Origin of the sequence: Klebsiella sp. G-Nf4 (assembly GCF_002810615.1) — a bacterium.
Lineage (GTDB): Bacteria > Pseudomonadota > Gammaproteobacteria > Enterobacterales > Enterobacteriaceae > Klebsiella > Klebsiella variicola.
Window position 1 is genome coordinate 24,583 of the sequence record NZ_PION01000007.1, and the last position, 25,990, is coordinate 50,572.

Annotated in this window: 20 protein-coding genes; 14 read left to right on the plus strand and 6 right to left on the minus strand. The window is 57.6% G+C overall.

Features of this window, described 5'->3' with window-relative positions; translation table 11 throughout:
* Nucleotides 1-28 precede the first annotated feature (28 nt).
* A complete protein-coding gene (locus tag CWM57_RS15205) occupies nucleotides 29-352 on the plus strand; it encodes a type II toxin-antitoxin system RelE/ParE family toxin (protein WP_074387840.1) in 324 nt (107 codons plus the stop codon).
* 64 nt (nucleotides 353-416) lie between these two features.
* Nucleotides 417-713, plus strand: a complete 297-nt coding sequence (gene nadS / locus CWM57_RS15210) for a NadS family protein (protein ID WP_100631869.1) — start codon at nucleotides 417-419, stop codon at nucleotides 711-713.
* Nucleotides 714-766: 53 nt separating this feature from the next.
* Here nadS and CWM57_RS15215 read toward each other — a convergent pair whose 3' ends face one another.
* Entirely contained in the window at nucleotides 767-1,615 is an 849-nt protein-coding gene (locus tag CWM57_RS15215; protein ID WP_004144349.1) for a MurR/RpiR family transcriptional regulator, read from the minus strand.
* Between the two features lie 236 nt (nucleotides 1,616-1,851).
* Here CWM57_RS15215 and yfhb point away from each other — a divergent pair, with 236 nt between their 5' ends.
* Together yfhb and tadA are read left to right on the plus strand one after the other, a co-directional pair.
* A complete protein-coding gene (yfhb, locus tag CWM57_RS15220; protein WP_218057855.1) occupies nucleotides 1,852-2,463 on the plus strand; it encodes a phosphatidylglycerophosphatase C in 612 nt (203 codons plus the stop codon).
* Nucleotides 2,464-2,525: 62 nt separating this feature from the next.
* Nucleotides 2,526-3,035 carry a tRNA adenosine(34) deaminase TadA gene (gene tadA, locus CWM57_RS15225; RefSeq protein WP_061153647.1) on the plus strand — a complete coding sequence of 170 codons (510 nt, stop codon included), beginning with the start codon at nucleotides 2,526-2,528 and terminating at the stop codon, nucleotides 3,033-3,035.
* Here the strand turns inward: tadA and mltF are convergent.
* Nucleotides 3,032-4,648 (minus strand): membrane-bound lytic murein transglycosylase MltF, encoded by a 1,617-nt coding sequence (mltF, locus tag CWM57_RS15230; protein WP_074387844.1) that lies wholly within the window; start codon nucleotides 4,646-4,648, stop codon nucleotides 3,032-3,034. The genes tadA and mltF overlap by 4 nt on opposite strands.
* 175 nt (nucleotides 4,649-4,823) lie before the next feature.
* On the opposite strand from mltF, the gene purL reads away from it, so the two are divergent.
* From purL to glnB, 5 genes are all read left to right on the plus strand, one after another.
* Complete coding sequence (gene purL / locus CWM57_RS15240) at nucleotides 4,824-8,711, plus strand: phosphoribosylformylglycinamidine synthase (protein ID WP_094955221.1); 3,888 nt, start codon at nucleotides 4,824-4,826, stop codon at nucleotides 8,709-8,711.
* A gap of 591 nt (nucleotides 8,712-9,302) precedes the next feature.
* Nucleotides 9,303-10,724: a sensor histidine kinase gene (locus CWM57_RS15250; RefSeq protein ID WP_074387847.1), complete on the plus strand. Its 1,422-nt coding sequence runs from the start codon at nucleotides 9,303-9,305 to the stop codon at nucleotides 10,722-10,724.
* 29 nt (nucleotides 10,725-10,753) lie between these two features.
* Entirely contained in the window at nucleotides 10,754-11,440 is a 687-nt protein-coding gene (qseG, locus tag CWM57_RS15255; protein ID WP_012540858.1) for a two-component system QseEF-associated lipoprotein QseG, read from the plus strand.
* Entirely contained in the window at nucleotides 11,427-12,764 is a 1,338-nt protein-coding gene (gene glrR, locus CWM57_RS15260; protein WP_100676038.1) for a two-component system response regulator GlrR, read from the plus strand. Before qseG ends, glrR begins: the two co-directional genes overlap by 14 nt.
* 65 nt (nucleotides 12,765-12,829) lie before the next feature.
* The gene (glnB, locus tag CWM57_RS15265; protein ID WP_002914032.1) at nucleotides 12,830-13,168 is read left to right on the plus strand and encodes a nitrogen regulatory protein P-II; all 339 of its coding nucleotides are present in this window, start codon (nucleotides 12,830-12,832) and stop codon (nucleotides 13,166-13,168) included.
* Nucleotides 13,169-13,242: 74 nt separating this feature from the next.
* On the opposite strand, the gene hmpA is transcribed toward glnB, so the two are convergent.
* Nucleotides 13,243-14,433 carry an NO-inducible flavohemoprotein gene (hmpA, locus tag CWM57_RS15270; RefSeq protein ID WP_100676039.1) on the minus strand — a complete coding sequence of 397 codons (1,191 nt, stop codon included), beginning with the start codon at nucleotides 14,431-14,433 and terminating at the stop codon, nucleotides 13,243-13,245.
* Nucleotides 14,434-14,758: 325 nt separating this feature from the next.
* On the opposite strand from hmpA, the gene glyA reads away from it, so the two are divergent.
* On the plus strand, nucleotides 14,759-16,012 hold the full coding sequence (gene glyA / locus CWM57_RS15275) for a serine hydroxymethyltransferase (protein WP_100676040.1): 1,254 nt from the start codon (nucleotides 14,759-14,761) through the stop codon (nucleotides 16,010-16,012).
* 55 nt (nucleotides 16,013-16,067) lie between these two features.
* Here the strand turns inward: glyA and CWM57_RS15280 are convergent, their stop codons facing one another.
* On the minus strand, nucleotides 16,068-16,490 hold the full coding sequence (locus CWM57_RS15280; protein WP_100676041.1) for a DoxX family protein: 423 nt from the start codon (nucleotides 16,488-16,490) through the stop codon (nucleotides 16,068-16,070).
* Between the two features lie 73 nt (nucleotides 16,491-16,563).
* Nucleotides 16,564-17,760: an ROK family transcriptional regulator gene (locus CWM57_RS15285; RefSeq protein ID WP_100676042.1), complete on the minus strand. Its 1,197-nt coding sequence runs from the start codon at nucleotides 17,758-17,760 to the stop codon at nucleotides 16,564-16,566.
* A gap of 112 nt (nucleotides 17,761-17,872) precedes the next feature.
* On the opposite strand from CWM57_RS15285, the gene CWM57_RS15290 reads away from it, so the two are divergent.
* The 4 genes from CWM57_RS15290 to CWM57_RS15305 all read left to right on the plus strand — a co-directional run bounded on the left by CWM57_RS15290 (nucleotide 17,873) and on the right by CWM57_RS15305 (nucleotide 24,705).
* A complete protein-coding gene (locus CWM57_RS15290; protein ID WP_100676043.1) occupies nucleotides 17,873-21,148 on the plus strand; it encodes a DUF5107 domain-containing protein in 3,276 nt (1,091 codons plus the stop codon).
* Nucleotides 21,149-21,218: 70 nt separating this feature from the next.
* On the plus strand, nucleotides 21,219-22,655 hold the full coding sequence (locus CWM57_RS15295; protein ID WP_100676044.1) for a sugar porter family MFS transporter: 1,437 nt from the start codon (nucleotides 21,219-21,221) through the stop codon (nucleotides 22,653-22,655).
* Nucleotides 22,655-23,491 (plus strand): aldose 1-epimerase, encoded by an 837-nt coding sequence (locus CWM57_RS15300; RefSeq protein WP_100676045.1) that lies wholly within the window; start codon nucleotides 22,655-22,657, stop codon nucleotides 23,489-23,491. Before CWM57_RS15295 ends, CWM57_RS15300 begins: the two co-directional genes overlap by 1 nt.
* A gap of 77 nt (nucleotides 23,492-23,568) precedes the next feature.
* Nucleotides 23,569-24,705: a 3-phenylpropionate MFS transporter gene (locus CWM57_RS15305; RefSeq protein ID WP_074387850.1), complete on the plus strand. Its 1,137-nt coding sequence runs from the start codon at nucleotides 23,569-23,571 to the stop codon at nucleotides 24,703-24,705.
* On the opposite strand, the gene csiE is transcribed toward CWM57_RS15305, so the two are convergent.
* Complete coding sequence (gene csiE / locus CWM57_RS15310) at nucleotides 24,702-25,979, minus strand: stationary phase inducible protein CsiE (protein WP_074387851.1); 1,278 nt, start codon at nucleotides 25,977-25,979, stop codon at nucleotides 24,702-24,704. The genes CWM57_RS15305 and csiE overlap by 4 nt on opposite strands.
* Nucleotides 25,980-25,990 lie beyond the last annotated feature (11 nt).

A 25,990-nucleotide genomic window follows, 5' to 3' on the forward strand; every position in this document is an offset into this window, starting at 1 on the left:
TTTATAATCATCATACGCAGGATGCGGTATGTACACTTTTATTGAGCTGCAGGGTTTCAGTAAACGGCGTCAGGCGCTTCTACCGGATGACGAGTTTCGCGTTTTTCAGGAGATGTTGATTGAGGATCCTGAGGCTGGCGATACCATCGTAGGGACTGGGGGATTTCGAAAAATTCGCTGGAACCGACCGGGGATGGGCAAGCGTGGCGGGGTGAGAATTATTTATTACAATGTGACGCGTAAAGGGCGAATTTATCTGGCATTGGTCTATCCCAAAAATGAGCTGGATGATTTAACGGAAGAACAAAAGAAGATGCTGAAGCAGTTATCCGCTATGCTGGTATCCCGCTGAGGTTCTGTCACTCCCACAAGGCAACGGTGCCAGTTGTGGTGTCCACGAGGGCGATGAGGTACAGATGAAAGACGAGTTATTTGCCGATCTGCTGGCCAGTGCAGAAGAAATGGTAAGAATTGAAAAAGGTGAGCAAACGCCAGAGCCGCAGTATGTTCACACTTTTAGCCCGATTGATGTGAAAGCGATTCGCGAGGCTACCGGCTTAAAACAGCAGGATTTTGCTCTCGCCGTAGGCGTTAGCTATGACTTAGTTAAAAGCTGGGAAACTAAACGGCGCGAGCCAACCGGCGCCCCGAGAAAATTGCTGCTTTTATTACAGCTCAATCCTTTTATTATCAATCACCTTAAAGCAATTTAGATTTTTGATACTCATAATGGGCGTGGCAGTATTTTCTGACGCCCATTTTCTGCTCAGACCAGCTTTTTCACCAGCGCTTCGCTATGGCGAATGCGCTCCGGCGCCCGCTCCAGATCCTGCTGCACCAGCCCCATAAATAGCAGGTCGGTGAGCATCATTTGCGCGCTGGTGGAAGAGATGGCCGCGCTGCGCGTCGCCTGTTCTTCGGCAATGGTATACAGGCAGTGGGTTGCCTGCTGCTGCAGGGCGTTAGGGCTAAAGCCGGTGATCGCCAGGATCTTGCAGCCCACACGCAGCGCTTCGCCTGCCGCCATATTGATCTCCCGGCGCTCGCCGGAGTAAGAGATCGCCAGCAGCAGATCGTCGCTGGACATGGCCTGCACTGTCGCCAGCAGGGCGTGCATATCCTGCTCAGAAACAGCGTTGATGCCGATCTTCATCAGCTTCCAGCTAAAGTTACGCGCCACCAGACCGGATGCGCCGATGCCGGTGACGATCACCCGCCGGGCGTTTCGCAGGAGCGTGACCGCTTCCCGTAACGTCTCTTCGGTGTTGACGTCCAGTGAAGCATGCATGGCGGCGACATTGTCTTTAATCAGTTTCTCGCCCACCAGTCGCAGCGGGTCGTCACCGCGAATGTGGTTATGCACCGGGACGGAGTGCGGATCCGGGCTGCTCGCCAGCGCCTCACTGAGGGCCAGCTTCAGTGCCGGAAAGCCTTTGAATCCCAGCTTCTGGGCAAATTTAACCACGCTGGACTGACTCACACCGGCTTCCGCCGCCAGCTGCTGCGAGCTGAGGTGCCGGGTCTCATCGGGCTGGCTCAGAATATAATCGGCCAACTTTTTGTCGCTCGCCGCCAGGGTGGGATAGCGCTGACGAATACGCGTTAAACAGTTCATTGGAGCTCCGCTGGAGCCGTCCGGCTCGTGACTGACAGAATTTTTATTCGATTATAAGGGGTATACCACGAATTAAAAATTCTTGAGCCACAATTTTTCCTTAGCCTGCTACTTTAATTCTTCCTTAACGGCAGGGGATGTTTTCCCTCTTCGCGGCGTAAGGCTGTTAAGCTTAACCTAACGAGAAGCGAGTCCTGACATAAGGAGGCAGTTTGCAGCACAATGAACGGAAAGTGGTGTTTTTCGATCTGGATGGAACCTTGCATCAGCAGGATATGTTCGGCAGTTTCCTGCGCTACCTGTTGCGTAATCTGCCGCTAAACCTGCTGCTGGTGGTGCCGATGGTGCCAGTGATCCTTGTCGGTCTGGCGGTTTGTGGGCGGGCGGCGCGCTGGCCGATGAGTCTCCTGTTGTGGGCATCAACCTTTGGCCGTCGTGAGGCGGTACTGAAGCGACTGGAAGCGGAATTTGTCGGCTGGTTTCGCCATCATGTGACGGCGTTTCCGGTGGTTCATGCGCGGCTCACGGCGTACCTGACCAGCACCGATGCCGACGTCTGGTTGATCACCGGCTCGCCGCAGTCGCTGGTGGAGCAGGTCTATCGCGATACCCTCTGGCTGCCACGGGTCAATCTGATTGCCAGTCGCACCGCGCGCCGCAGGGGCGGCTGGGTATTGACCCTGCGCTGCCTGGGGCATGAAAAAGTGGTACAACTGGAGAAAAAGATTGGCGCGCCGCTGCGGCTGTACAGCGGCTATAGCGACAGTGAGCAGGACAACCCCTTGCTCGGCTTTTGCCAGCATCGCTGGCGGGTAACGCCTCAGGGAGAGCTCCAGCAGCTGGAGTAATAGTGTGTAATTGATAGCGCCCATGTATAATGCGCCCCGCTTTTTCTGCTGGAGTGGCCGCTGTGTCTGACCTCGAAATCAATGATGAATACTGGATGCGTCATGCCCTGACGCTGGCAAAGCGCGCCTGGGAAGAGGGCGAGGTGCCGGTGGGCGCGGTGCTGGTGCATAACAACCAGGTCATCGGCGAGGGCTGGAACCGGCCGATCGGCCGTCACGACCCCACCGCTCACGCGGAAATTATGGCTTTACGCCAGGGCGGGCTGGTGCTGCAAAACTACCGCCTGATCGACGCCACGCTGTACGTGACTCTGGAGCCTTGCGTCATGTGCGCTGGCGCCATGGTGCACAGCCGCATCGCCCGTCTGGTCTTTGGCGCCCGCGATGCCAAGACCGGCGCCGCCGGCTCGCTGATAGATGTCCTGCACCATCCGGGAATGAATCATCGGGTTGAAATAAGCGAAGGCGTGCTGGCGGAGTCCTGCTCTACCATGCTGAGCGACTTCTTTCGCTGGCGGCGGGAAGAGAAAAAAGCGCTGAAGAAAGCCCGGGAGCAGACCGGAGAAAGTTAATACAGGTGGCCGGGGAGTTTTAACCGGGCATTATCCATCTGCTTATCGGCGCGAAACTTGAAAAAGGGCAGGGTGGTCTCCTGCGGCTGTTCGAGTTCATTCGGCAGCACGGCCGGGTAATCCTCCGCCAGGGCCAGCGTTTGCTGTTGCTGGCGCTCCTTCTCTGACAAATAGCCGACAAGGCTTATCTGATATTTGCGGATGTTTTCCACATAGGCGTAGGCCTCATGGCCGCGCGCATAGCCGTATTTAAGTTTGCTGTAATAAGGCTTCTGGCTCAGCAGGGGTAAACGCAGCTTAACGTCTGCCCAGCTGTTGGGATTGCCTTTTTGTTTGCGGGTGAGCGCCATGGCGTCCAGCATATGGGCATAGCCCATATTGTAAGCAGCCAGCGCAAACCAGATGCGTTCGTCTTTCGGGATCGAATCCGGCACTTTATCCATCATATCCTGCAGATAGCGCATGCCGCCGTCGATACTCTGCGCCGCATCGGTCCGGTCAGTCAGCCCCAGGCTTTGCGCGGTATTGCGCGTCAGCATCATCATGCCGCGCACGCCGGTGGGGGAGGTGGCCTGCGGATCCCAGTGGGATTCCTGCCAGGCGATCGCGGCCAACAGGCGCCAGTCAATCTCGCGGGCGTACTTTTCAAACAGCGGCTGCACGTCCGGTAGAATATTCTCCACTGCACGGAGGAAGGTGCGGGTGTCGACGTAATCGAAGTCGTTGCCGTGGCCGAGGTATTTTTCCTCCAGGCGTGCCAGCGTACCGTCTTCATTAATGTTATTGAAGAAATCAAGCATCGCCGCCGACAGCGAATTATCTTCGCCCCGGGCGCTAAACCAGGTGACCGGCTGTTCGTCGGTGATATCCAGGGCTACCGCCAGCTCCGGATGGACGCGCTGAAACAGGCTGACGGCCACCGAGTCGGCGACGGTGTAATCGAGTTTGCCGTCAATCACCGCCTGCATCAGGGCCGTGGTACCGCGCTTCTCGTCCACACGCCAGGCAAGATCCGGGTATTTCTCCGCTTTTAAGGCCTGCAGGTCGTTGATCGCCACGTGACCCGGAGCGATGGTGAGCTGCTCGGCGGTCAGCGACGCGAGAGTGCGTGGCCGGATATTACCGACACGATAGACCAGCTGTTGGGAAACAGAATAGTAGGTGGGGCCGGCCTGGTAGTTTTTCACCCGCTCCTGGTTATAGACCAGACCGGCGGCCAGCATATCGGCCTGACCGTCGTCGAGGTCGTCAAACAGCTGGCTGATGTTCTGCCGGACGGTTACCTTAAGCGTTACGCCCAGGTAGTCAGCAAACTGTTTCGCCAGTTCATAATCCAGACCGAACGTTTTATTGTTCATGGTGGCGAAGGTCATCGGCGAGTTGATGGTGCTGATGCGCAGCTCGCCGCGAGCGATAATGCCCGCCACCCGGTTCTCGGGTTTGCCGGACCAGGGGATTGACGGCCACAGGGCCGCCGCCAGCAAAAGGGTGACAATGCCGATCAGCAGATAATTAATCTTTAATTTTTTCAGAGCGTTAATCTTCTGCAGCTTCAAGTTCCTCAGCAGGCGATGTCCGGAAAAAACGCAAGGTTGTCGTTGAATGAGCGGCATTCTGCTTAAGAATGCGCCAGTTGGCAACTTATTCGCGATGGTCGTCACATTTATTGATAAAGCTGATGAATCATTTTATTTCTACGCAAACGGTTTCGTCGGGGCGCAGGATTCACTATAATGACGCCCGTTTCCCCCCCTGGCTCACCCTGAAAGCTTCGAAGACGAGAGACTTATGATGGAAATTTTGCGTGGTTCACCTGCACTGTCGGCATTCCGTATCAATAAACTGCTGGCACGATTTCAGGCGGCCAACCTTCCGGTAAGCGCCATATATGCCGAGTATATTCATTTTGCCGATCTGAACGCTCCGCTGAGCGCTGACGATCGCGAGCGCCTGGCGCGACTGCTTCAGTATGGCCCGAGCTTAAATAGCCATACCCCGACCGGTAAATTACTGCTCGTGACCCCTCGCCCTGGCACCATCTCTCCCTGGTCTTCTAAAGCTACCGATATCGCTCACAACTGCGGTCTGACTCAGGTCGTGCGCCTGGAGCGCGGCGTGGCGTATTACGTTGAAGCCTCAACCCTGACCGAAGCACAGTGGACCGCCGTGGCGGCGGAACTGCACGACCGCATGATGGAGAGCGTCTTCGACGCCCTGGAAGCGGGCGAGACGCTGTTTGCCCACCATCAGCCGACGCCGGTCACCAGCGTTGACCTGCTGGGCGAGGGCCGCCAGGCGCTGATTGACGCCAACCTCCGTCTGGGGCTGGCGCTGGCAGATGACGAAATTGACTACCTGCAGGATGCGTTTACCCGTCTGGGCCGCAATCCGAACGATATTGAGCTGTATATGTTCGCCCAGGCGAACTCTGAGCATTGCCGCCACAAGATTTTCAACGCCGACTGGATCATCGACGGCGAACAGCAGCCGAAGTCGCTGTTCAAAATGATCAAAAACACCTTCGAAAAAACGCCGGACTACGTCCTGTCGGCCTATAAAGACAATGCCGCAGTGATGGAAGGGTCTGAAGTGGGGCGCTATTTTGCCGACCACCAGACCGGGCGCTACGACTTCCATCAGGAGCCGGCGCACATTCTGATGAAGGTGGAAACCCATAACCACCCGACGGCCATCTCTCCATGGCCGGGCGCGGCAACCGGCTCCGGCGGCGAAATCCGTGATGAAGGCGCCACCGGCCGCGGCGCGAAGCCGAAAGCGGGCCTGGTGGGTTTCTCGGTTTCCAACCTGCGTATTCCGGGCTTCGAGCAGCCGTGGGAAGAAGATTTCGGTAAACCGGACCGCATTGTCACGGCCCTGGACATCATGACCGAAGGCCCGCTGGGCGGCGCGGCGTTTAACAACGAGTTTGGTCGTCCGGCGCTGAACGGCTACTTCCGCACCTATGAAGAGAAAGTCACCAGCCACAATGGCGAAGAGCTGCGCGGCTACCACAAACCGATCATGCTGGCCGGCGGTATCGGCAACATCCGCGGCGAGCATGTGCAGAAGGGCGAGATTACCGTCGGGGCGAAGCTGATCGTGCTGGGCGGCCCGGCGATGAACATCGGCCTCGGCGGCGGCGCGGCGTCTTCTATGGCCTCCGGCCAGTCCGATGCCGACCTCGATTTCGCCTCCGTACAGCGTGACAACCCGGAAATGGAACGCCGCTGTCAGGAAGTGATCGACCGCTGCTGGCAGCTGGGCGACGCCAACCCGATCCTCTTTATCCACGATGTTGGCGCGGGCGGTCTCTCCAACGCCATGCCGGAGCTGGTGAGCGACGGCGGCCGCGGCGGTAAATTCCAGCTGCGCGATATTCTCAGCGATGAGCCAGGGATGAGCCCGCTGGAGATCTGGTGTAACGAATCGCAGGAACGTTATGTCCTGGCGGTCGCGCCGGAGCAACTGCCGCTGTTCGACGAACTGTGCCGCCGCGAACGCGCGCCTTATGCCGTTATCGGCGAAGCTACCGCTGAGCAGCACCTGAGCCTGAGCGACAGCCACTTTAACGATCAGCCGATCGACCTGCCGCTGGACGTCCTGCTCGGCAAAACGCCGAAAATGACCCGCGACGTGCAGACCCTGAAAGCTCAGGGCAGCGCGCTGGATCGCCAACCGATTACCCTTGCCGATGCGGTAAATCGCGTTCTGCATCTGCCGACGGTGGCCGAGAAAACCTTCCTCGTGACCATCGGCGACCGTACGGTGACCGGCATGGTCGCCCGCGACCAGATGGTCGGCCCGTGGCAGATCCCGGTGGCCAACTGCGCGGTAACCACCGCCAGCCTCGACAGCTACTACGGTGAAGCGATGGCGATGGGCGAGCGCGCCCCGGTTGCCCTGCTGGACTTCGCGGCCTCTGGCCGTCTGGCCGTCGGTGAAGCGCTGACCAACATCGCCGCCACGCAGATTGGCGAGCTGAACCGCGTGAAGCTGTCGGCTAACTGGATGGCCGCCGCTGGCCACCCGGGCGAAGACGCTGGCCTGTATGAGGCAGTGAAAGCGGTCGGCGAAGAGCTGTGTCCGGCGCTGGGCCTGACCATTCCAGTCGGCAAAGACTCGATGTCGATGAAAACCCGCTGGCAGGAAGGCAGCGAGCAGCGCGAGATGACCTCCCCGCTGTCGCTGGTGATCTCCGCCTTTGCCCGTGTCGAAGATGTTCGTCATACCGTCACGCCGCAGCTTTCTACAGAAGATAACGCTCTGCTGCTGATCGATCTCGGTAAAGGCCACAACGCGCTGGGCGCGACGGCCCTGGCGCAGGTCTATCGCCAGCTCGGCGACAAGCCAGCTGACGTGCGTGATGTTGCTCAGCTGAAAGGCTTCTGGGATGCGATGCAGGCCCTGGTGGCGCAGCGTAAACTGCTGGCCTACCACGACCGCTCCGATGGCGGCCTGCTGGTGACCCTGGCGGAAATGGCCTTTACCGGCCACTGTGGCCTGGAAGCAGATATCGCCGCGCTGGGCGACGACCGTCTGGCCGCGCTGTTCAACGAAGAGCTGGGGGCGGTGATCCAGGTACGTGCCGCAGACCGTGAGGCGGTGGAAGCCATTCTGGCGGTTAACGGTCTGGCAGACTGCGTGCATTACCTCGGTAAAGCGGTTGAGGGCGATCGCTTTGTGCTGACTGCCAACGGTCAGACGGTGTTTAGCGAAAGCCGTACCACGCTGCGCATGTGGTGGGCGGAAACCACATGGCAGATGCAGCGTCTGCGCGACAACCCGGCCTGCGCCGATCAGGAGCACGAGGCGAAAGCCAATGACGCCGATCCGGGCCTCAATGTGAAGCTCTCGTTTGAGATTAATGACGACATTGCTGCGCCGTACATTGCCACCGGCGCGCGTCCGAAAGTGGCCGTCCTGCGCGAGCAGGGGGTGAACTCTCACGTTGAAATGGCGGCAGCCTTCCATCGCGCCGGCTTTGACGCCATCGACGTGCATATGAGCGACCTGCTGGCGGGCCGCACCGGTCTGGGGGATTTCCATGCCCTGGTGGCCTGCGGCGGCTTCTCCTACGGCGACGTGCTGGGCGCGGGTGAAGGCTGGGCGAAGTCGATTCTGTTCAACGAGCGCGTGCGCGATGAGTTCGCGACGTTCTTCCACCGTCCGCAGACCCTGGCGCTCGGCGTGTGCAACGGCTGTCAGATGATGTCCAACCTGCGTGAACTGATCCCGGGCAGCGACCTCTGGCCGCGCTTTGTGCGTAACCAGTCTGACCGCTTCGAAGCGCGCTTTAGCCTGGTGGAAGTGACGCAAAGCCCATCCCTGCTGCTGGAAGGCATGGTTGGCTCGCGGATGCCGATTGCGGTCTCCCACGGCGAAGGTCAGGTGGAAGTGCGCGACAGCGCGCATCTGGCCCAGCTGGAGAGCAAAGGTCTGGTGGCGTTGCGCTTCGTGGATAATTTCGGCAAAGTGACCGAAACCTATCCGGCGAACCCGAACGGTTCCCCGAACGGTATCACCGCGGTGACCAGCGAAAGCGGGCGCGCGACCATCATGATGCCGCACCCGGAACGCGTCTTCCGCACCGTAAGCAACTCCTGGCACCCGGAGAACTGGGGCGAGGACAGCCCGTGGATGCGTATCTTCCGTAACGCGCGTAAACAGCTGGGTTAATCTCCCCGCAGCGTGTCACGCGGACGTATCGGCCCCCTGCTCAGGCAGGGGGCTTTTTTTATCTGTGATGGCCGGCACGCCAGGGTGTCGGGAATTGCCGACAACCGCTATGTTATGGTGTCTCTAATAGGAGACATTTAAGTTATTGATTTAATTGATGAGTGATTAAGCGCTTATTTAGCGTCGTCAATTGGCGACAGTGTGAATAAAAAGCGCACAGCTCTGATTGGGTGATGATATTGAACTAATATCATAAATATCAGTGTGTTAATAAAATGTTTTGAAAGATGGCATAGTTCATGCATAATATTAACCAGTGGCTCATTCACCTTCTTATGTCAGCCCCTTCGGGACGCGCTACATAAACTTCGAATGACGCACAAACAGGTGCCTGCCGTCCAACTCCTGATAATAGCCTGGCTTTATCAGACATCGGGCGAAACGTCGAGTAAGGCACCGCCTCATTCCTGAACAAAGCCAGGCCTTGCGCCTGGCTTTGTTGTTTCTGCGGCGCAGCAGTCAGCGGTAGCCCTTTTCTCTGGCGCGCTCCTCAGTTAGCATCGACCAGAGCTAATGATTGAGACAACATCCTTGAAGCGACTCTCTCTTTTTCCCCGTTCGCTGCGTCAGCTGGTGACGCTCTCCTTTGTGCTGATCCTGCTGCCGTTACTGGTGCTGGCATGGCAGGCCTGGCAGAGCCTGAATGCCCTTAGCGCCCAGGCGGCGCATATCAACCGCACTACGCTGGTCGATGCCCGACGCAGCGAGGCGATGATCAATGCCGCGCTGGAGATGGAGCGCAGCTATCGCCAGTACTGCGTGCTGGACGATCCGACGTTGGCGCGGGTGTATCAGAATCAGCGACAGCGCTACAGCCAGATGCTGGATGCCCATGCCGGCGTGCTACCGGACGAGAAACTCTGGCAGGCGTTGCGTCAGGACGTCAGCGATCTGGCGCAGTTGCAATGTAAAAATAGCGGCCCCGATGCCCAGGCGGCCGCCAGACTGGAAGTTTTCGCCAGCAATAACAGCGATATGGTGCAGGCGACCCGGGCAGTCGTCTATTCCCGCGGCCAGCAGCTGCAGCAGGAGATTGCCGAACGCGGCCAGTTTTTCGGCTGGCAGGCGTTGGTGCTGTTTCTGCTGAGCCTGGCGCTGGTGCTGCTCTTCACCCGCATGATTATCGGCCCGGTGAAAGGCATAGAAAGAATGATCAATCAGCTGGGGGCAGGGAAGTCGCTGGACGACGCCGCATTGTTTACCGGCCCGCGCGAGCTGCGCTCGGTGGGCAAGCGCATCATCTGGCTCAGCGAACGCCTGGCGTGGCTGGAGTCGCAGCGGCATCAATTTCTTCGTCATCTGTCGCATGAGCTGAAAACCCCGCTGGCCAGTATGCGTGAAGGTACCGAGCTGTTGGCCGACCGGGTCGCCGGGCCACTGACCCCTGAGCAGCAGGAGATCGTCGAGATCCTCGACAGCAGTAGTCGTAACCTGCAAAAGCTGATTGAACAGTTGCTGGACTACAACCGAAAACAGGCCGACGGGCCGGTGACACGCGAAGAAGTGGACCTGGTGGAACTGGTGGAAAACGTCGTGGCGGCGCACAGCCTGCCCGCGCGGGCTAAACTGATGCATACTGAACTGACGCTGCAGGCGCGGCGTTGCCTGGCAGAGCCTGCGCTATTGATAAGCGTAATGGATAATCTCTACTCCAATGCGGTGCACTATGGCGCTGAATCCGGTAACATCCGTATCCACAGCTACCGGCACGGAGAGCAGGTGCGTATTGATGTCGCCAACAGCGGCGAACCGATCCCGGCCGCGGAAAAGAATATGATTTTCGAGCCTTTTTACCAGGGGAGTCACCAGCGTAAAGGGGCCGTTAAGGGCAGTGGGCTGGGGTTGAGTATCGCCCGCGACTGCGTCCGGCAGATGCAAGGGGAGCTCAGCTTAGTTGACGCGCCCGCCGGGCAGGTCTGTTTTCGCATTACGCTTCCCTCAGCGCCGGAATAATCCAACTTATGAATCGATATCGGGGAACTATGTCCCAATTCCTGGCCTGGCGCCGTTCCCTTCGCGGATGGCTGCTTTCAGGCATTGCTTGTCTGACGCTGGCGGGGTGTTCCGCCGGCTTTTCACCGCATACGGCGGAAGGTACCGCCGCCTCCGGGCAGGCGCAGCATCAGGTGGCCGATTTTGTCGCGGTAGACTGCGCGGACATCTGGGCGCACAGCAGCGATGCCAGCGACAAAAATCCCCTCTACTGGCTGCGGGGCATTGACTGTGCCGATCGCCTCGCACCGGCGCAGGCGCGGGCGGAGGCGAAACGCCATACCGACGATAGCTGGCAGGACGCGTTCCGTCGCGGCATCCTGCTTGCTGATGCCAAAATTACTCCCGACGAGCGTCGCGACCTGGTGGCGCGTCTCGATACCTTCAGCCCGCAAATCGCCGTTCAGGTCCGCCCGCTGTATCAGCTCTGGCGCGACGGCCAGACCCGTCAGCTGCAGCTGGTGGAAGAGCGTGCCCGTTACGCGAAGCTTCAGCAGTCCAGCGATAGCGAACTGGAGACGCTGCGACAGCAGGAGCAGGCGCTGCGCGAACAGCTGGAGCTGACCACCCGCAAGCTGGAGAACCTGACGGATATTGAGCGTCAGCTCTCCAGCCGCAAGCCGGGCGGCAATTTCGGCAGCGAAAAAGTGCCGGAGGTGATCCATGACGATCCGTAAACCGGCGCGTTTGCTGCTGGTGGATGACGATCCGGGACTGTTGAAGCTGCTGGGCATGCGCCTGATCAGCGAAGGCTACAGCGTGGTCACCGCCGAGAGCGGGCCGGAAGCGCTGCGCGTGCTGGGGCGTGAGAAAGTGGATCTGGTGATTAGCGATCTGCGGATGGATGAAATGGACGGCCTGCAGCTGTTCAGCGAGATCCAGAAGGGGATGCCCGGCATGCCGGTGATTATTCTCACCGCCCATGGTTCGATTCCCGACGCCGTGGCCGCGACCCAGCAGGGGGTGTTCAGCTTCCTGACCAAGCCGGTCGATAAAGATGCCTTGTATAAAGCCATTGATGAGGCGCTGGAGCAGCGCTCGCCGGCCACCGACGAAACCTGGCGCCAGGCGATTGTGACCCGCAGCCCGCTGATGCTACGCCTGCTTGAGCAGGCCGGGATGGTGGCGCAATCGGACGTCAGCGTGCTGATTAATGGCCAGAGCGGGACCGGGAAGGAGATCGTCGCTCAGGCGATCCATAACGCCAGCCCGCGTCATGATAAGCCGTTCGTGGCGATCAACTGCGGCGCGCTGCCGGAACAACTGCTCGAGTCTGAGCTCTTCGGTCATGCGCGGGGTGCCTTTACCGGCGCGGTCAGTAACCGTGAAGGATTATTCCAGGCCGCTGAGGGCGGTACGCTGTTTCTCGACGAGATCGGCGATATGCCAGTTGCGCTGCAGGTGAAGCTGCTGCGCGTCCTGCAGGAGCGTAAGGTGCGTCCGCTGGGCAGCAACCGTGATATCGAGATCAACGTACGGATCATCTCCGCCACCCACCGAGACCTGCCGAAGGCGATGGCCCGCGGCGAGTTCCGCGAAGATCTGTTTTACCGCCTCAACGTGGTGAATCTGAAGATCCCACCGCTTTCCGAACGGGCTGAGGATATCCCGCTGCTGGCTAATCATTTGCTGCGCCAGTCCGCCGATCGCCATAAGCCGTTTGTACGGGCGTTTTCCAGCGATGCGATGAAGCGGCTGATGGCCGCCAAGTGGCCGGGTAACGTGCGCCAGCTGGTGAACGTGATCGAGCAGTGTGTGGCCCTGACCTCGTCGCCGGTGATCGGCGACGCGCTGGTGGAGCAGGCGCTGGAAGGAGAGAATACCGCGCTGCCGACCTTCGTGGAGGCGCGTAATCAGTTTGAGCTGAACTACCTGCGTAAACTGCTGCAAATTACTAAAGGCAATGTCACCCACGCCGCGCGGATGGCAGGGCGCAACCGCACCGAATTCTATAAACTGCTGTCGCGCCATGAGCTCGACGCCAACGACTTTAAAGAGTAGCTCCGCAACATAGCGCAAGTTATGATACGGTAAGCAACCGGTTACGCGACTAAGACAGGAACACCATGAAAAAGATTGATGCGATTATTAAACCTTTCAAACTGGATGACGTGCGTGAAGCGCTGGCCGAAGTCGGCATCACCGGGATGACGGTGACGGAAGTGAAGGGCTTTGGCCGCCAGAAGGGTCATACCGAGCTGTACCGCGGTGCGGAGTACATGGTGGATTTTCTGCCGAAGGTGAAAATTGAAATCGTGGTGACTGACGATATCGTCGATACCTGCGTCGATACCATCATCCGTACGGCGCAGACCGGTAAAATCGGCGACGGTAAAATCTTTGTCTTCGACGTCGCGCGGGTTATTCGTATCCGTACCGGTGAAGAAGACGACGCGGCGATTTAACTCTCGCCGCTCACTGCAGTCTTGCCGGGTGGCGCTGCGCTTACCCGGCCTACAAATCCCCGCGTCGTCGGGGCTTACAGCACCTTATGCGGGCCGAAACATTCGTAATGAATGTTGTCTTTATTGACCCCTAATTCTACCAGCTGCTTCGCTGCAAACTGCATAAACGCTACCGGGCCGCAGAGATAGAACTGCATCTGCGGGTCGCGAATATTGTCCGCCACTGCCGCTAAATCCATCAAACCTTCGCTATCAAAACGTCCAGTCTGACGGTCGGCTTCGCTCGGGTTGCGATACCACACGTGAGAGGTAAACGCCGGCAGCGCCGCGCCAAGCGCACTCACTTCATCGGCAAAGGCGTGAACGTCGCCATTTTCTGCCGCATGGAACCAGTTCACCTGACCCTGATGACCGCTCTTCGCCAGCGAATCCAGCATCGCCAGCATCGGCGTTTGCCCGACGCCGCCGGAGAGCAGGGTGACCGGTGTCTGCAGTTCAACGTTAAGGAAGAAGTCCCCCGCCGGCGCGGCTAAATAGACCACATCGCCTTCGCTGGCATGGTTATGCAGCCAGCTGGAAACCTGACCGCCGTCCTCACGTTTTACCGCGATGCGGTAGCCTTTGCCGTCTGCTTTGCGGGTTAAAGAGTATTGACGAATTTCCTGATAGTCGAAGCCTTCCGGTTTCAGCCAGATGGCCAGGTACTGCCCCGGCTGGTAATCGGCGACCGGCTGGCCGTCGACCGGCGCCAGTTCAAAGCTGGTGATGAGCTGGCTACGCGGGGTTTTCTTCACGATGCGGAACGCGCGGGTCCCTTCCCAACCGCCGGTTTTACTGGCGTTTTGCTGATAAATCTCGGCTTCGCGGCAGATAAAGACGTTCGCCAGCACGCCGTAAGCTTTCCCCCAGGCATCAAGCACTTCCTGACCCGGGCTGAACATTTCATCGAGGGTCGCCAGCAGATGGCTGCCAACGATGTTGTACTGCTCCGGTTTGATCTGGAAGCTGGTGTGTTTCTGGGCGATTTTTTCCACCGCCGGCAGCAGGGCAGGCAGGTTATCGATATTGCTGGCGTAGGCGGCAATGGCGTTGAATAACGCTTCGCGCTGATCGCCGTTGCGCTGGTTGCTCATGTTGAAGATCTCTTTGAGCTCCGGATTATGCGCAAACATACGATCGTAGAAATGGGCGGTGAGCTTTGGGCCGGTCTCTACCAGCAGGGGGATGGTGGCTTTGACCGTGGCGATGGTTTGAGCGTCGAGCATAGCGTGCTTCCTTGTGTGTTATCTTATTGATGCATTTTAAATGCATCTTATAGAAATAACCCTGCTATGTAAATGGTTCTTTAACACTTAGCCCCGATGCCGTTACAACATGAAGAATTTGCATCACAAACCTGAAAAGAAATCCGTTGATAATGAGAGAGACGTTATTGCTCAAAGCCTTGTATCATGCGGAGCCAATCGTTTGCGTAAAATCCTTTGTCAAGACCTGTTATCACAGAATGATTAGGTTATACTGTGGGCCGTTGTCCAATCGGACCGCCTTTTTAGGCCGAAATTTTATTGTTAGCTGAGTCAGGAGATGCGGATGTTAAAGCGTGAAATGAACATTGCCGATTATGATGCCGAACTGTGGCAGGCTATGGAGCAGGAAAAAGTACGTCAGGAAGAGCACATCGAACTGATCGCCTCCGAAAACTACACCAGTCCGCGCGTCATGCAGGCGCAGGGCTCTCAGCTGACCAACAAATATGCTGAAGGGTATCCGGGCAAGCGTTACTACGGCGGCTGTGAATATGTCGACGTGGTTGAGCAACTGGCTATCGACCGCGCGAAAGAACTGTTCGGCGCTGACTATGCTAACGTCCAGCCGCACTCCGGCTCTCAGGCTAACTTTGCGGTCTACACCGCGCTGCTGCAGCCGGGTGATACCGTGCTCGGTATGAACCTGGCGCAAGGCGGCCACCTGACTCACGGCTCCCCGGTTAACTTCTCCGGCAAACTGTACAACATCATCCCTTACGGTATTGATGAGTCCGGTAAAATTGACTATGACGACATGGCGAAGCAGGCTCAGGAACACAAACCGAAGATGATCATCGGTGGTTTCTCGGCTTACTCCGGTATCGTTGACTGGGCAAAAATGCGTGAAATCGCCGACAGCATCGGCGCCTACCTGTTCGTCGATATGGCGCACGTGGCTGGCCTGATTGCCGCGGGTGTGTATCCGAACCCGGTTCCGCATGCTCACGTTGTGACCACCACCACCCACAAAACCCTGGCGGGTCCGCGCGGCGGCCTGATTCTGGCGAAAGGCGGTAGCGAAGAGCTGTACAAAAAACTGAACTCTGCCGTGTTCCCAAGCGCGCAGGGCGGCCCGCTGATGCACGTTATCGCGGCGAAAGCGGTGGCGCTGAAAGAAGCGATGGAGCCAGAGTTCAAAGTTTACCAGCAGCAGGTTGCGAAAAACGCGAAAGCGATGGTGGAAGTGTTCCTGAGCCGCGGTTACAAAGTGGTTTCTGGCGGAACTGATAACCACCTGTTCCTGCTGGACCTGGTGGATAAAAACCTGACCGGTAAAGAAGCTGACGCCGCCCTGGGCCGCGCCAACATCACCGTGAACAAAAACAGCGTGCCGAACGATCCGAAGAGCCCGTTCGTGACTTCCGGTATCCGTATCGGTTCTCCGGCTGTGACTCGCCGCGGCTTTAAAGAAGCGGAAGTCAAAGAGCTGGCTGGCTGGATGTGTGACGTGCTGGACAATATCAATGACGAAGCCGTCATTGAACGTGTGAAAGGCAAAGTGCTGGATATCTGCGCACGTTTCCCGGTTTATGCGTAAGCGTTAACGTTGCAATAAAAAAGGCCGCGATTGCGGCCTTTTTTGTGTCTGCCGATTAGCGGCGGTCGAGTGAAATCGCGCCGGGGCCGGTAATCGCCAGCAGCAGAAAAGCGCCGGCAATACTGACGTTTTTCCAGAAATTAATCATGTTCGGCAATACCGAATCACCGGTCATATCCCAGTAATGATGGCCAATCACCGCCGTACCCAGCGTATAAAAAATAAAGATGACCGCCAGCGGGCGGGTGAAAAAGCCCAGCACAATTAAGATCGCCGCAGGGACCTCCATAATCACAGCGATAATCGCCGCCAGCGTCGGCATTGGCGCGCCGGAGGCGGCCATATACTGCACCGTGCCGCCAAAGCCCAACAGTTTCGGATAACCAAAAAGAATAAACAGGACCACCACGGCGATGCGGGCGATGAGCAGCAGCAAGGAGCGGGAAGCGCCAAAATCAAAATAGCGGAGTGTGTTCATAATCAGCTCGTTATGAGAGAAGTGTGATCTAAACGTAATACACAAATTTACGCTCCGCCACGTTCGTTTATGACTAAACCAACGTCTGCAACTGCTCCTCAACGTACAGATAACCTATCCCCATCAGTTGCTGGGCGCGGGTTAGCTGGCCAAAACCGATTTGGGTGGCGTGCGCTCGCGGCGTATCTCGGTGGTCAAAAGGGTTGAAGCCCGTTTGTTTGACGATATTTTCCAGCCATTGCTCACCAAAGGCGCAGCTACGTCCGTACAGCCAGATCTGATTAATATTTAATATATTCAGGAAATTATAGAGGCTTAAGCCAATAGCGTTGGCAGCGTTATCAACCCATGCGCGAATTTGCACATCTCCCTGTTCCCAGGCCGCAATGAGCGATGTCGTAGTGAGCTGCTCGGGTGAGAGCGTTGCTTCAGGCTGTGTTTTGAGCCACATTCGGGCCTGTTTTTTCAACGCACTGAGCGAGGCGACGGTTTCGAGGCAACCGTATCTTCCGCAGTCACAGGCTTTGCCGTCAGGATTGACAATCGTGTGCCCAATCTGCCCGCTGCCGTACAGGCTGCCACGATAAATATGATCGTTAATCACAAATGACGAGCCGATGCCGTAGTCGACGTTGATCACGCAAAAATCCGGCTGGGTACCCTGATGCTGCCACTTTTCCGCCAGCGCCAGCATCACGCAGTCATTATCCACCCGAACCTGCACGCCAAGCTGTTCCTCAAGCAGATACTTTATTTCAATCGGTGTTTTCCAGCGTGCCTGGGGCATGGTTTGTGAAACGCCGGTTATCGGATCAACTTGTCCGTGCACGCCAAGGGCGAGATTAATACTGTGCTGCGGGTAGCGGCGGTGGATATGCCGCCAGCATTCAACGATAGCGTCAAGCAGGGCTTGTGGGGCGGGGGCGTCGACTGGCAAATGCTGGTGGTTGTCCACTGCCAGCAGACGGGCGTCGGCAAGCTGATACTCAATGCTGGTCGGGGTGATATTCATGCACAGTGTCCAGGCGCCGTGTTCGGGGATCTGGTAGCTGCCGCTGTTCACGCCGCGTTTGCTCATGTGTTCCGTTGAGTGACTAATCAATCCTTCGCTCAGCAGCTCGGCGAGAATATTGCTCACCGCCGGAATGGAGAGTCCGGTGAGTTGAGAGAGCTGTGATTTACTGAGCTGCTTTTCCCGCCACAGATGGGAAAGAAAAATCGATTTATTGGCCTGCCGGACCCGGGCGTTATTAAAACCAGTACGCTGCATACACTTAACTCCCTTAACTATATTGCGTGAGCTTTGCGCATTTTAACAGCGAATTGGCGATATAGACTCCTCTCATAACATATTTTACTTCGTTTTGTTTAGTGGAGGCGTCATGTACGGTTCGGTTAAGGTCTGGCAGGAAACCATTTCATTACCAACGTGGACGACGGGAGCGGAAGATCCGAATCCTATGTTTCTGGAAAAACGTGTTTATCAAGGCTCTTCCGGCAGCGTCTATCCCTATGGCGTGATTGATACCCTGACCGGCGAACGTGAAATGCGCGATTATCACGCCGTGTGGATGGAGAATGATTTCATTCGGATCATGCTGCTACCGGAGCTTGGCGGCCGTATTCATCGGGCGTATGACAAAGTCAAACAGCGTGATTTCGTCTATTACAATGAAGTGGTTAAGCCTGCCCTGGTCGGGCTGCTCGGGCCCTGGATCTCTGGCGGAATCGAGTTTAACTGGCCGCAACATCACCGGCCGACGACCTTTATGCCGGTCGATTTTTCTGTTCAGCAGGGAGAAAACGGCGCACAGACCGTATGGATGGGAGAAGCGGAGCCCATGCGCGGCTTGCAGGTTATGGCCGGGTTTACGCTCTATCCTGACCGGGCACTGATTGAGATCGCCGGTAAGGTCTTTAATGGTAACGCCACGCCGCGTCATTTCCTGTGGTGGGCAAACCCAGCAGTAAAAGGTGGCGATGCCCACCAGAGCGTATTCCCTCCCGATGTCACCGCGGTATTCGACCATGGTAAACGTGACGTTTCCGCTTTCCCGATTGCCACCGGTACCTACTACAAAGTGGACTATTCTGCGGGGGTTGATATCTCCCGTTATAAAAACGTTCCGGTCCCCACTTCGTATATGGCGGAGAGGTCGGACTACGATTTTGTCGGCGCTTATCACCATGACGAGCGAGGTGGGTTACTGCATGTTGCCGATCACCACGTCTCTCCGGGTAAAAAACAGTGGAGCTGGGGCTACGGGGATTTTGGCCAGGCCTGGGACCGCAATCTGACCGATGAAAATGGCCCCTATATTGAGCTGATGACCGGTGTCTTCACCGATAACCAGCCTGACTTTACGTGGCTTGCACCTTATGAAGAGAAGGTTTTTGTGCAAAATTTCCTTCCCTACAGCGAGTTAGGGATGGTGCAAAACGCTAATACGCAGCTGGCACTGAAGCTGGTTCGCGAGTCTGAGCAGCTGCAGCTTGGCGTTTATGCCATTGCTCCGCTGACGCATATCGTGGTGGAACTCAGCGCTGACCATCAGCCATTGTACGAAACTCAGCTGACGCTGAAGCCCGGTGAGAGTTGGCAGCAGACGCTGCCGGAAAATGGCGCAGGGCGCTTAACCATCAAAGTGAAAACCGCCGAGAACCGGCTGTTGCTGGATTATCAGGAACATATTACCCGGCAGACGCCGCTGCCCGATCCCGCCATCGCGCCAGCGTTACCGGAAGCGATCCACAATGGCGACGAGCTCTATTTTATCGGCCAGCACCTTGAACAATACAATCACGCAAGCCGCTATGCCGGGGATTACTATCGCCGGGCGGTTGAGCTCGATCCGCAGGATTATCGCAATAATGTTGCCCTCGGTACTCTGGCGTTCAACTGCGCCGACTGGGCGCTGGCGGAACAGTGTTCCCGCGCTGCGCTACAGCGCGCGCATCGTCTGAATAAGAACCCACGGGATGGCGAAGCCAGTATGCTGCTAGCCAGTACACTGGAAAGGCAGGGGGATGATGCAGGCGCCTGGGATCACTATTTCAAAGCCTCCTGGAGCGGTAACTGCCGTGACGCCGCCTGGTGGTCGCTGGCGCGGCTGGCGATGAAGCGCGGTGATGTCGCCGATGCGCTGGAAAAAGTTAATACCAGCCTGCGATTCAACGCCAGCAACCCACTGGCGATGGGGCTTAAAGCGCTGGCGTTAGCGAACAGCGGGCAGAAGCAAGCGGCGCTGGAGTCTGTTTTCGCCTCTCTTGAGCAATACCCGTTGAGCTACCCGCTGCACTGCGCGCGCTGGATGATTGAGCGGAGTGACGACGCGCGAGAGACCCTGCTGCGCGTCACAGGGCGCAGAGGGATCAACGGCAGCCTGCTGGCAGGCTGGCTGCTCTCTATCGGACAGAAAATGGCGGCGAAAGAGGTGCTTGAGGTTCTGGATTGTCAGGAAGCGTTGCCGATGCTGTGGCGTGCGTCGTTAAGTGACGATGCCAATCAACGCCAACAGTTTATTGCCGCCGCCGAGCGCTGTCATGCGCGCAACGTTCGTTTCCCTAACATGCTTGATGAAGTTCAGATGCTGCAAACGCTGGGCGACAGCGCTTTTGCCCGCTATCTGCTCGGTTGCTTCTGGTACAGCAAACGTCGCTATGAAGAGGCGGTGATCTGCTGGCGCGAGACGCTCGAAAAATCTCCCGATTATGCGCCCGCTCATCGTCTGCTGGGCGTCTATGCGTGGAATAAACAACAGGATGCAACGCAGGCGCTGGCATATCTGCAGCACGCCGTCGCGCTGGAACCCGAAAATGCGCGCTTCCTGTTTGAGCTCGATTTCCTGCAAAAGTTACTGGCTACACCGGTCAATAAACGACTGACGACGCTGGCGGAGCGTAAAGCCGTGGTGCTGAAGCGGGACGATCTGACCGCTGAGCTGTTAAGCCTGTGGAACGCGTCCGGTCATTATGCCGATGCCGCCGCGATTCTGGATACGCGCGTATTCCATCCCTGGGAAGGGGGAGAAGGGAAAATTACCGGCCAGTATTTGCTGAATCAGCTTCATCGGGCTTTGCAGTTCATCGAACGTCAGGCGTTTAAGCCAGCCACGCTCTGTCTGAAAGCAGCATTACGCTATCCCGATAACCTGGGGGAGGGACGACTGCCCGGGCAAACGGACAACGATATCTGGTGTTTGCTGGGCTATTGCGCTGAACAGATGGGGGATGCGCCGCAGGCAGCCGAATATTACCAGCTTGCCCTGCAAGGTGGCTCAACGCTGGACGCCGGGCGTTACTACAACGATCAGCCCGCAGATTACCTTTTCTGGCAGGGCATTGCGCTGCGTAAGCGCGGTAACCCGACTCAGGCCGAGCGGCACTTCCGCCATTTTATCGACTGGGCCGGGCAGCATAGGGATGACGTTCCGCAAGCCGATTTTTTTGCCGTCTCTCTTCCGGACCTGGTGGTTCTCGACGTATCAGCGCAGCAACGACATCTGCAGCACTGTTTGTTTATTGAAGCGCTGGGGCATCTTGGGCTGGGTCATTTATCTGCCTGCCAGCAGGCGATGCAGCAGCTTCTGCAAATGAACCCGGCTCATGATAAGGCGCATCTGATTCGCCACGCCCTGCAAAGCGGCATCTTTTCCTGAATCTGAAAGTGGCGGGCCAGGCCCGCCTGAACCCTACTGTTCCCTGCGTTTCCCTTATAGAGGAATCATTATGAATAACGCGCAGACACATCTGAAAATGGGCTACGTCTGGACTATTTGTCTGGTCGCCGCCTGCGGTGGTTTACTGTTTGGCTATGACTGGGTGGTGATTGGCGGCGCTAAGCCATTTTATGAAGCCTGGTTTTCAATTACGGATCCGGCGCAGTCCGGCTGGGCGATGAGCTCGGCGCTGTTGGGCTGCATTTTCGGCGCATTAATTTCGGGATGGTGCGCCGATAAACTGGGGCGCAAACTGCCATTAATTCTTTCCGCTGTGCTGTTCAGCGCGTCGGCGTGGGGGACGGCGGTCGCCAGTCATTTTGACATGTTTGTGGTTTACCGCATTGTGGGCGGCGTGGGGATTGGTCTGGCATCCGCGCTCAGCCCGCTTTACATTGCCGAAGTCAGTCCGGCAGAGAAAAGAGGGCGCTTTGTGGCGGTCAATCAGCTCACCATCGTGATTGGCGTGCTGGCCGCTCAGCTTATCAACCTGATGATTGCTGAACCCGTGGAGACGGGGGCAACGCAGCAGATGATTGTGGAAACCTGGAACGGACAGATGGGGTGGCGCTGGATGTTCGGCGCGGAACTGGTTCCGGCGCTGGCGTTTCTGGTCCTGATGTTTTTTGTTCCCGAGTCGCCGCGCTGGCTCATGAAGGCAGGAAAACCAGAGCGTGCCCGGGCCGCGCTGGAGCGCATTGGTTCTGCCGACTATGCCGACCGGATCCTGCGTGAAATCGCGCATACCCTGGAAAAGGATAACAACAAAGTCTCCTACGGCGCGCTGTTGGCTCCGCAGGTGAAACCGATTGTGATCATTGGCATGGTGCTCGCTGTGTTCCAGCAGTGGTGCGGGATCAACGTCATCTTTAACTACGCGCAGGAGATTTTTGCCTCGGCGGGATTTGATATCAACAGCACGTTAAAATCGATCGTCGCCACGGGCGTCGTTAACCTGGTCTTTACCATTGCCGCACTGCCGCTGGTGGATAAAATCGGCCGCCGTAAATTAATGCTGCTCGGCGCTTCAGGATTGACGGTGATCTATGTCCTGATCGCCGGCGCTTACGCGATGGGCATGATGGGGTGGCCAGTACTGTTGCTGGTACTGGCGGCGATTGCTATTTATGCGTTAACCCTGGCGCCGGTGACCTGGGTGCTGCTGGCGGAGATTTTCCCCAACCGCGTACGTGGACTCGCGATGTCTTTAGGTACCCTGGCGCTGTGGATTGCCTGTTTCCTGTTAACTTATACTTTCCCGCTGCTTAATGCCGGCCTGGGCGCGGCAGGCAGCTTCCTGCTGTACGGCGTCATTTGTGCTGCCGGCTACCTCTATATTCTGCGCAACGTGCCGGAAACGAAAGGTATCACCCTCGAAGCGCTGGAAGAGCAACTGGCGCAGCGTCACTCGGCCGGCCAGGCGATAAAGCAGGAGCAGACACGCTGATGGCGGAAGCGTTGATTCTGGAAAACGCGCATCTGCGGATGCGCATCTCCTCTCTGGGGGGCAAAGTGCAAAGTTTGTTCTCCCGGCAACATCAGGCTCCGGTGCTATATGACAACCCTGCTGGCGGCATGTTTCCCATGCTGCCGTTGGCCAATCGCGTCGCCGGGAACCGTTTTACTCTCCATGGGCAGGAGATTGTCCTGCCTCACCACCATGCCGACGAGCATTTCTTTCTTCATGGTGATGGCTGGTTACAGCGCTGGAAGATTATTGAGCACGGCGCCGCGCATTGTGTGTTACAGCTGCGTCGGCAGCATGCCTGCGGTTTCGATTATCTGGCACAGCTCCGCTACCAGCTGCTGCGTAACCAGCTGATAGCGGAGCTGACGCTTACCCACTGTGGGGAGGTCCCTGCGCTTTACGGCTGCGGCTTTCATCCCTTTTTCCCTTTTGATGAACGCAGCAAAGCCCAGTTCGAGGCCAGCGGCTACTGGCCGGAAGGGGAGAATCATTTACCTCTCAGCTGGCAAGGAAACTTGCCCGACTATGCCAATTTCAGTGTGGCGCAGTTCGGTGAAGATCGTTGGCTGAACGTGGGCTATTCCGGCTGGAGTGGGCGGACGAGGGTGAGTAGTGATGTGATGAGTATCACAATTCTATCGCAAACTCCGTGGTTGATGCTCTTCAGAATGCAAGGTGAACCGTTCTTGTGCCTCGAGCCGCAAAGTCATCCGGTAAACGCCCATAACATGGATGGGCAGCCGGGGCTGCGAGTTTTGGGCGCAGGCGAGGTGCTGAATTTTTCGCTGAAAATCATCATCGAGGGGCATAAATAGCGAAATATCAGGAGACAGGGTATCTTGCGCCCGCCGGGCTTTATCGCCAGACTGTCGCCACCATTCGGGAGGAAATCATGGTCTTGCACTCCACGCGCTGGCTGGCGCTCAGTTATTTCACCTACTTTTTTAGCTACGGTATTTTTCTGCCCTTCTGGAGCGTCTGGCTGGCAGGCAACGGATTAACGCCGGAAACCATCGGCCTGTTGCTTGGCGCCGGCCTGGTGGCCCGTTTTCTTGGGAGCCTGCTGATTGCCCCGCGGGTCAGCGATCCCTCCCGGCTCATTGCCGCGTTGCGCGTGCTGGCCCTGTTAACCTTGCTTTTCGCGCTGGCCTTCTGGGCCGGCAGCCACGTGGCATGGCTGCTGGCGGTCATCATCGGCTTCAACCTGTTCTTTTCGCCGCTGGTGCCGCTGACGGATGCCCTGGCCAATACCTGGCAAAAGCAGATCACCATGGACTATGGCCGGGTGCGGCTATGGGGCTCCATTGCCTTCGTTATTGGTTCGGCGCTGACTGGCAAGCTGGTGAGTCTGTTTGACTACCGGGCGATCCTGCTGATGTTGAGCCTGGGGACTGCCTCGATGCTGCTCGGTATGCTGCTTAAGCCGTCGGTGATGCCCCAGGGGGAGTCGCGCCAGCAACAGGGAGCCGGACTGACGGCCTGGCTGACGCTGGTACGCCAGAGCTGGCGCTTTCTCGCCTGCGTCTGTTTGCTGCAGGGGGCGCACGCCGCCTACTACGGCTTTAGCGCCATCTACTGGCAGCAGGCCGGCTATTCTGCCTCGGCGGTCGGTTATCTGTGGTCGTTAGGTGTGGTGGCGGAAGTGGTGATCTTCGCGTTGAGTAAAAAGGTGTTCCGCCGCTTCAGCGCGCGCGACCTGCTGCTGCTCTCCGCCGTCTGCGGACTGATCCGATGGACGCTAATGGGCTGGACCACGGCGCTGCCGGGACTCATCCTTGCGCAGATCCTTCACTGCGGCACCTTCACGGTGTGCCATCTGGCGGCGATGCGCTATATCGCCGCTCGTCAGGGCAGCGAAGTGATCCGCCTGCAGGCCGTCTACTCCGCGGTGGCGATGGGCGGGAGTATTGCCATCATGACCGTCTTCGCCGGTTTCCTCTATCAGCACCTGCACCAGGGCGTGTTCTGGGTGATGGCCCTGCTGACGATCCCGGCGCTGGTTATCCGGCCAAAAACAGTGGCGGCCTAGTCTTCGAGCATCGCGCAGATATGCTGCTGCTGGCGTTCAGTGAAGCAGTTTTCCGCGTGGATCAGCGGCGGCGAAAACAGCGGTAGCGCCGTCGCATAAGGGGTGACGATAAGCGTCACCCCTTTGGGCGCACCTTCTTTCTGAAAGCGCTGCACGCTCTGGTATTTGATATTCAGCGGCAGCAGCGTGAGTTCGCGCAATTGCTGTTCCAGGGCCTCTTCTATAGCCGGGTTGTCATCGGTCAGCAACAGCACCTGCTTCTCGTGCAGATCGCTTTTCTGCATCAGCCAGGCGCCAAAGATCACCGCGATTAAGCCGGTCTCTTCCTCATTAAAACGGATATGCCAGGCCTCCTCGAATTCGCTCAATGCCGCCTGGGTAGTGCGCAGTAAGCGAGGATAGAGTCGACTCACTTCCTCCGTGAGCGTGCTGTCGATGCCGATGGCAAACACGCTGCGGATCAACGCCTGCGATAAATGAATATAGAGTTGATCGCTCAGCCCCTGCTCATCACTGAAAGCCCTGCCGGCGATGACCTGGAAGCGATGGATCAGGCCGGAGATAGCCAGCCGCAGGCGGCGATCGTGCGGGTGACCGTCGCGGACCGGGTCGGGGGTTTTGAGCAACATAAACAGCAGCGAGAGGAAGAAGGGCTCCCCAACATGCGGCGGAGCGCCGACCCGACGCTGCCAGTGGCGGACAATCTCCTGCGCCAGGGTAAACTCGGCGGCGGTCTGGGCCCAGCGCTGCTGTTCATCATTGAAGTCCGGAGAGTATCCCCGGTGATGCTCGAGCAGACAGTACTGCAGATACAGGCGCAGAAACTGGACATCGCGGCAGTCAAACTGACGATTGAGTGCCCGCGCGCAGCGGTTCACCAGCGCCTGCAGGTTGGTATCATCGTATAAGGTGCGGGCAATGCCTTCCTGTTTAAGCTGCGTTTTCAGGGCCGGGGTAAAATGATGGTTAACGAATTGGGGGCAGAGGCGCAGCCCCCGCCGCAGCGCATGCAGCAGGCATAAACGTTGGTCGAGCGCGGCGCCTTCAATCCGATAGCTGCCGTCCACCTGTGACCGGAGAGTCAAACGGTGGTAACGCTGAATTTCGCGTCCGGTCTCCTCAATATCCTGCCGGGCCGTGGACTCATCAACGAGGTTGATCCTGCCAAGCCGTTCAGTCGTCACCGACTGCCCGGGCAGATAAAACATCAGGAGCACCTGGCTACGGCGCTGTGGACTGGAAAGCGCAGATGGTGGTTCAATGACGGTCATCATCTGGTAAGTTC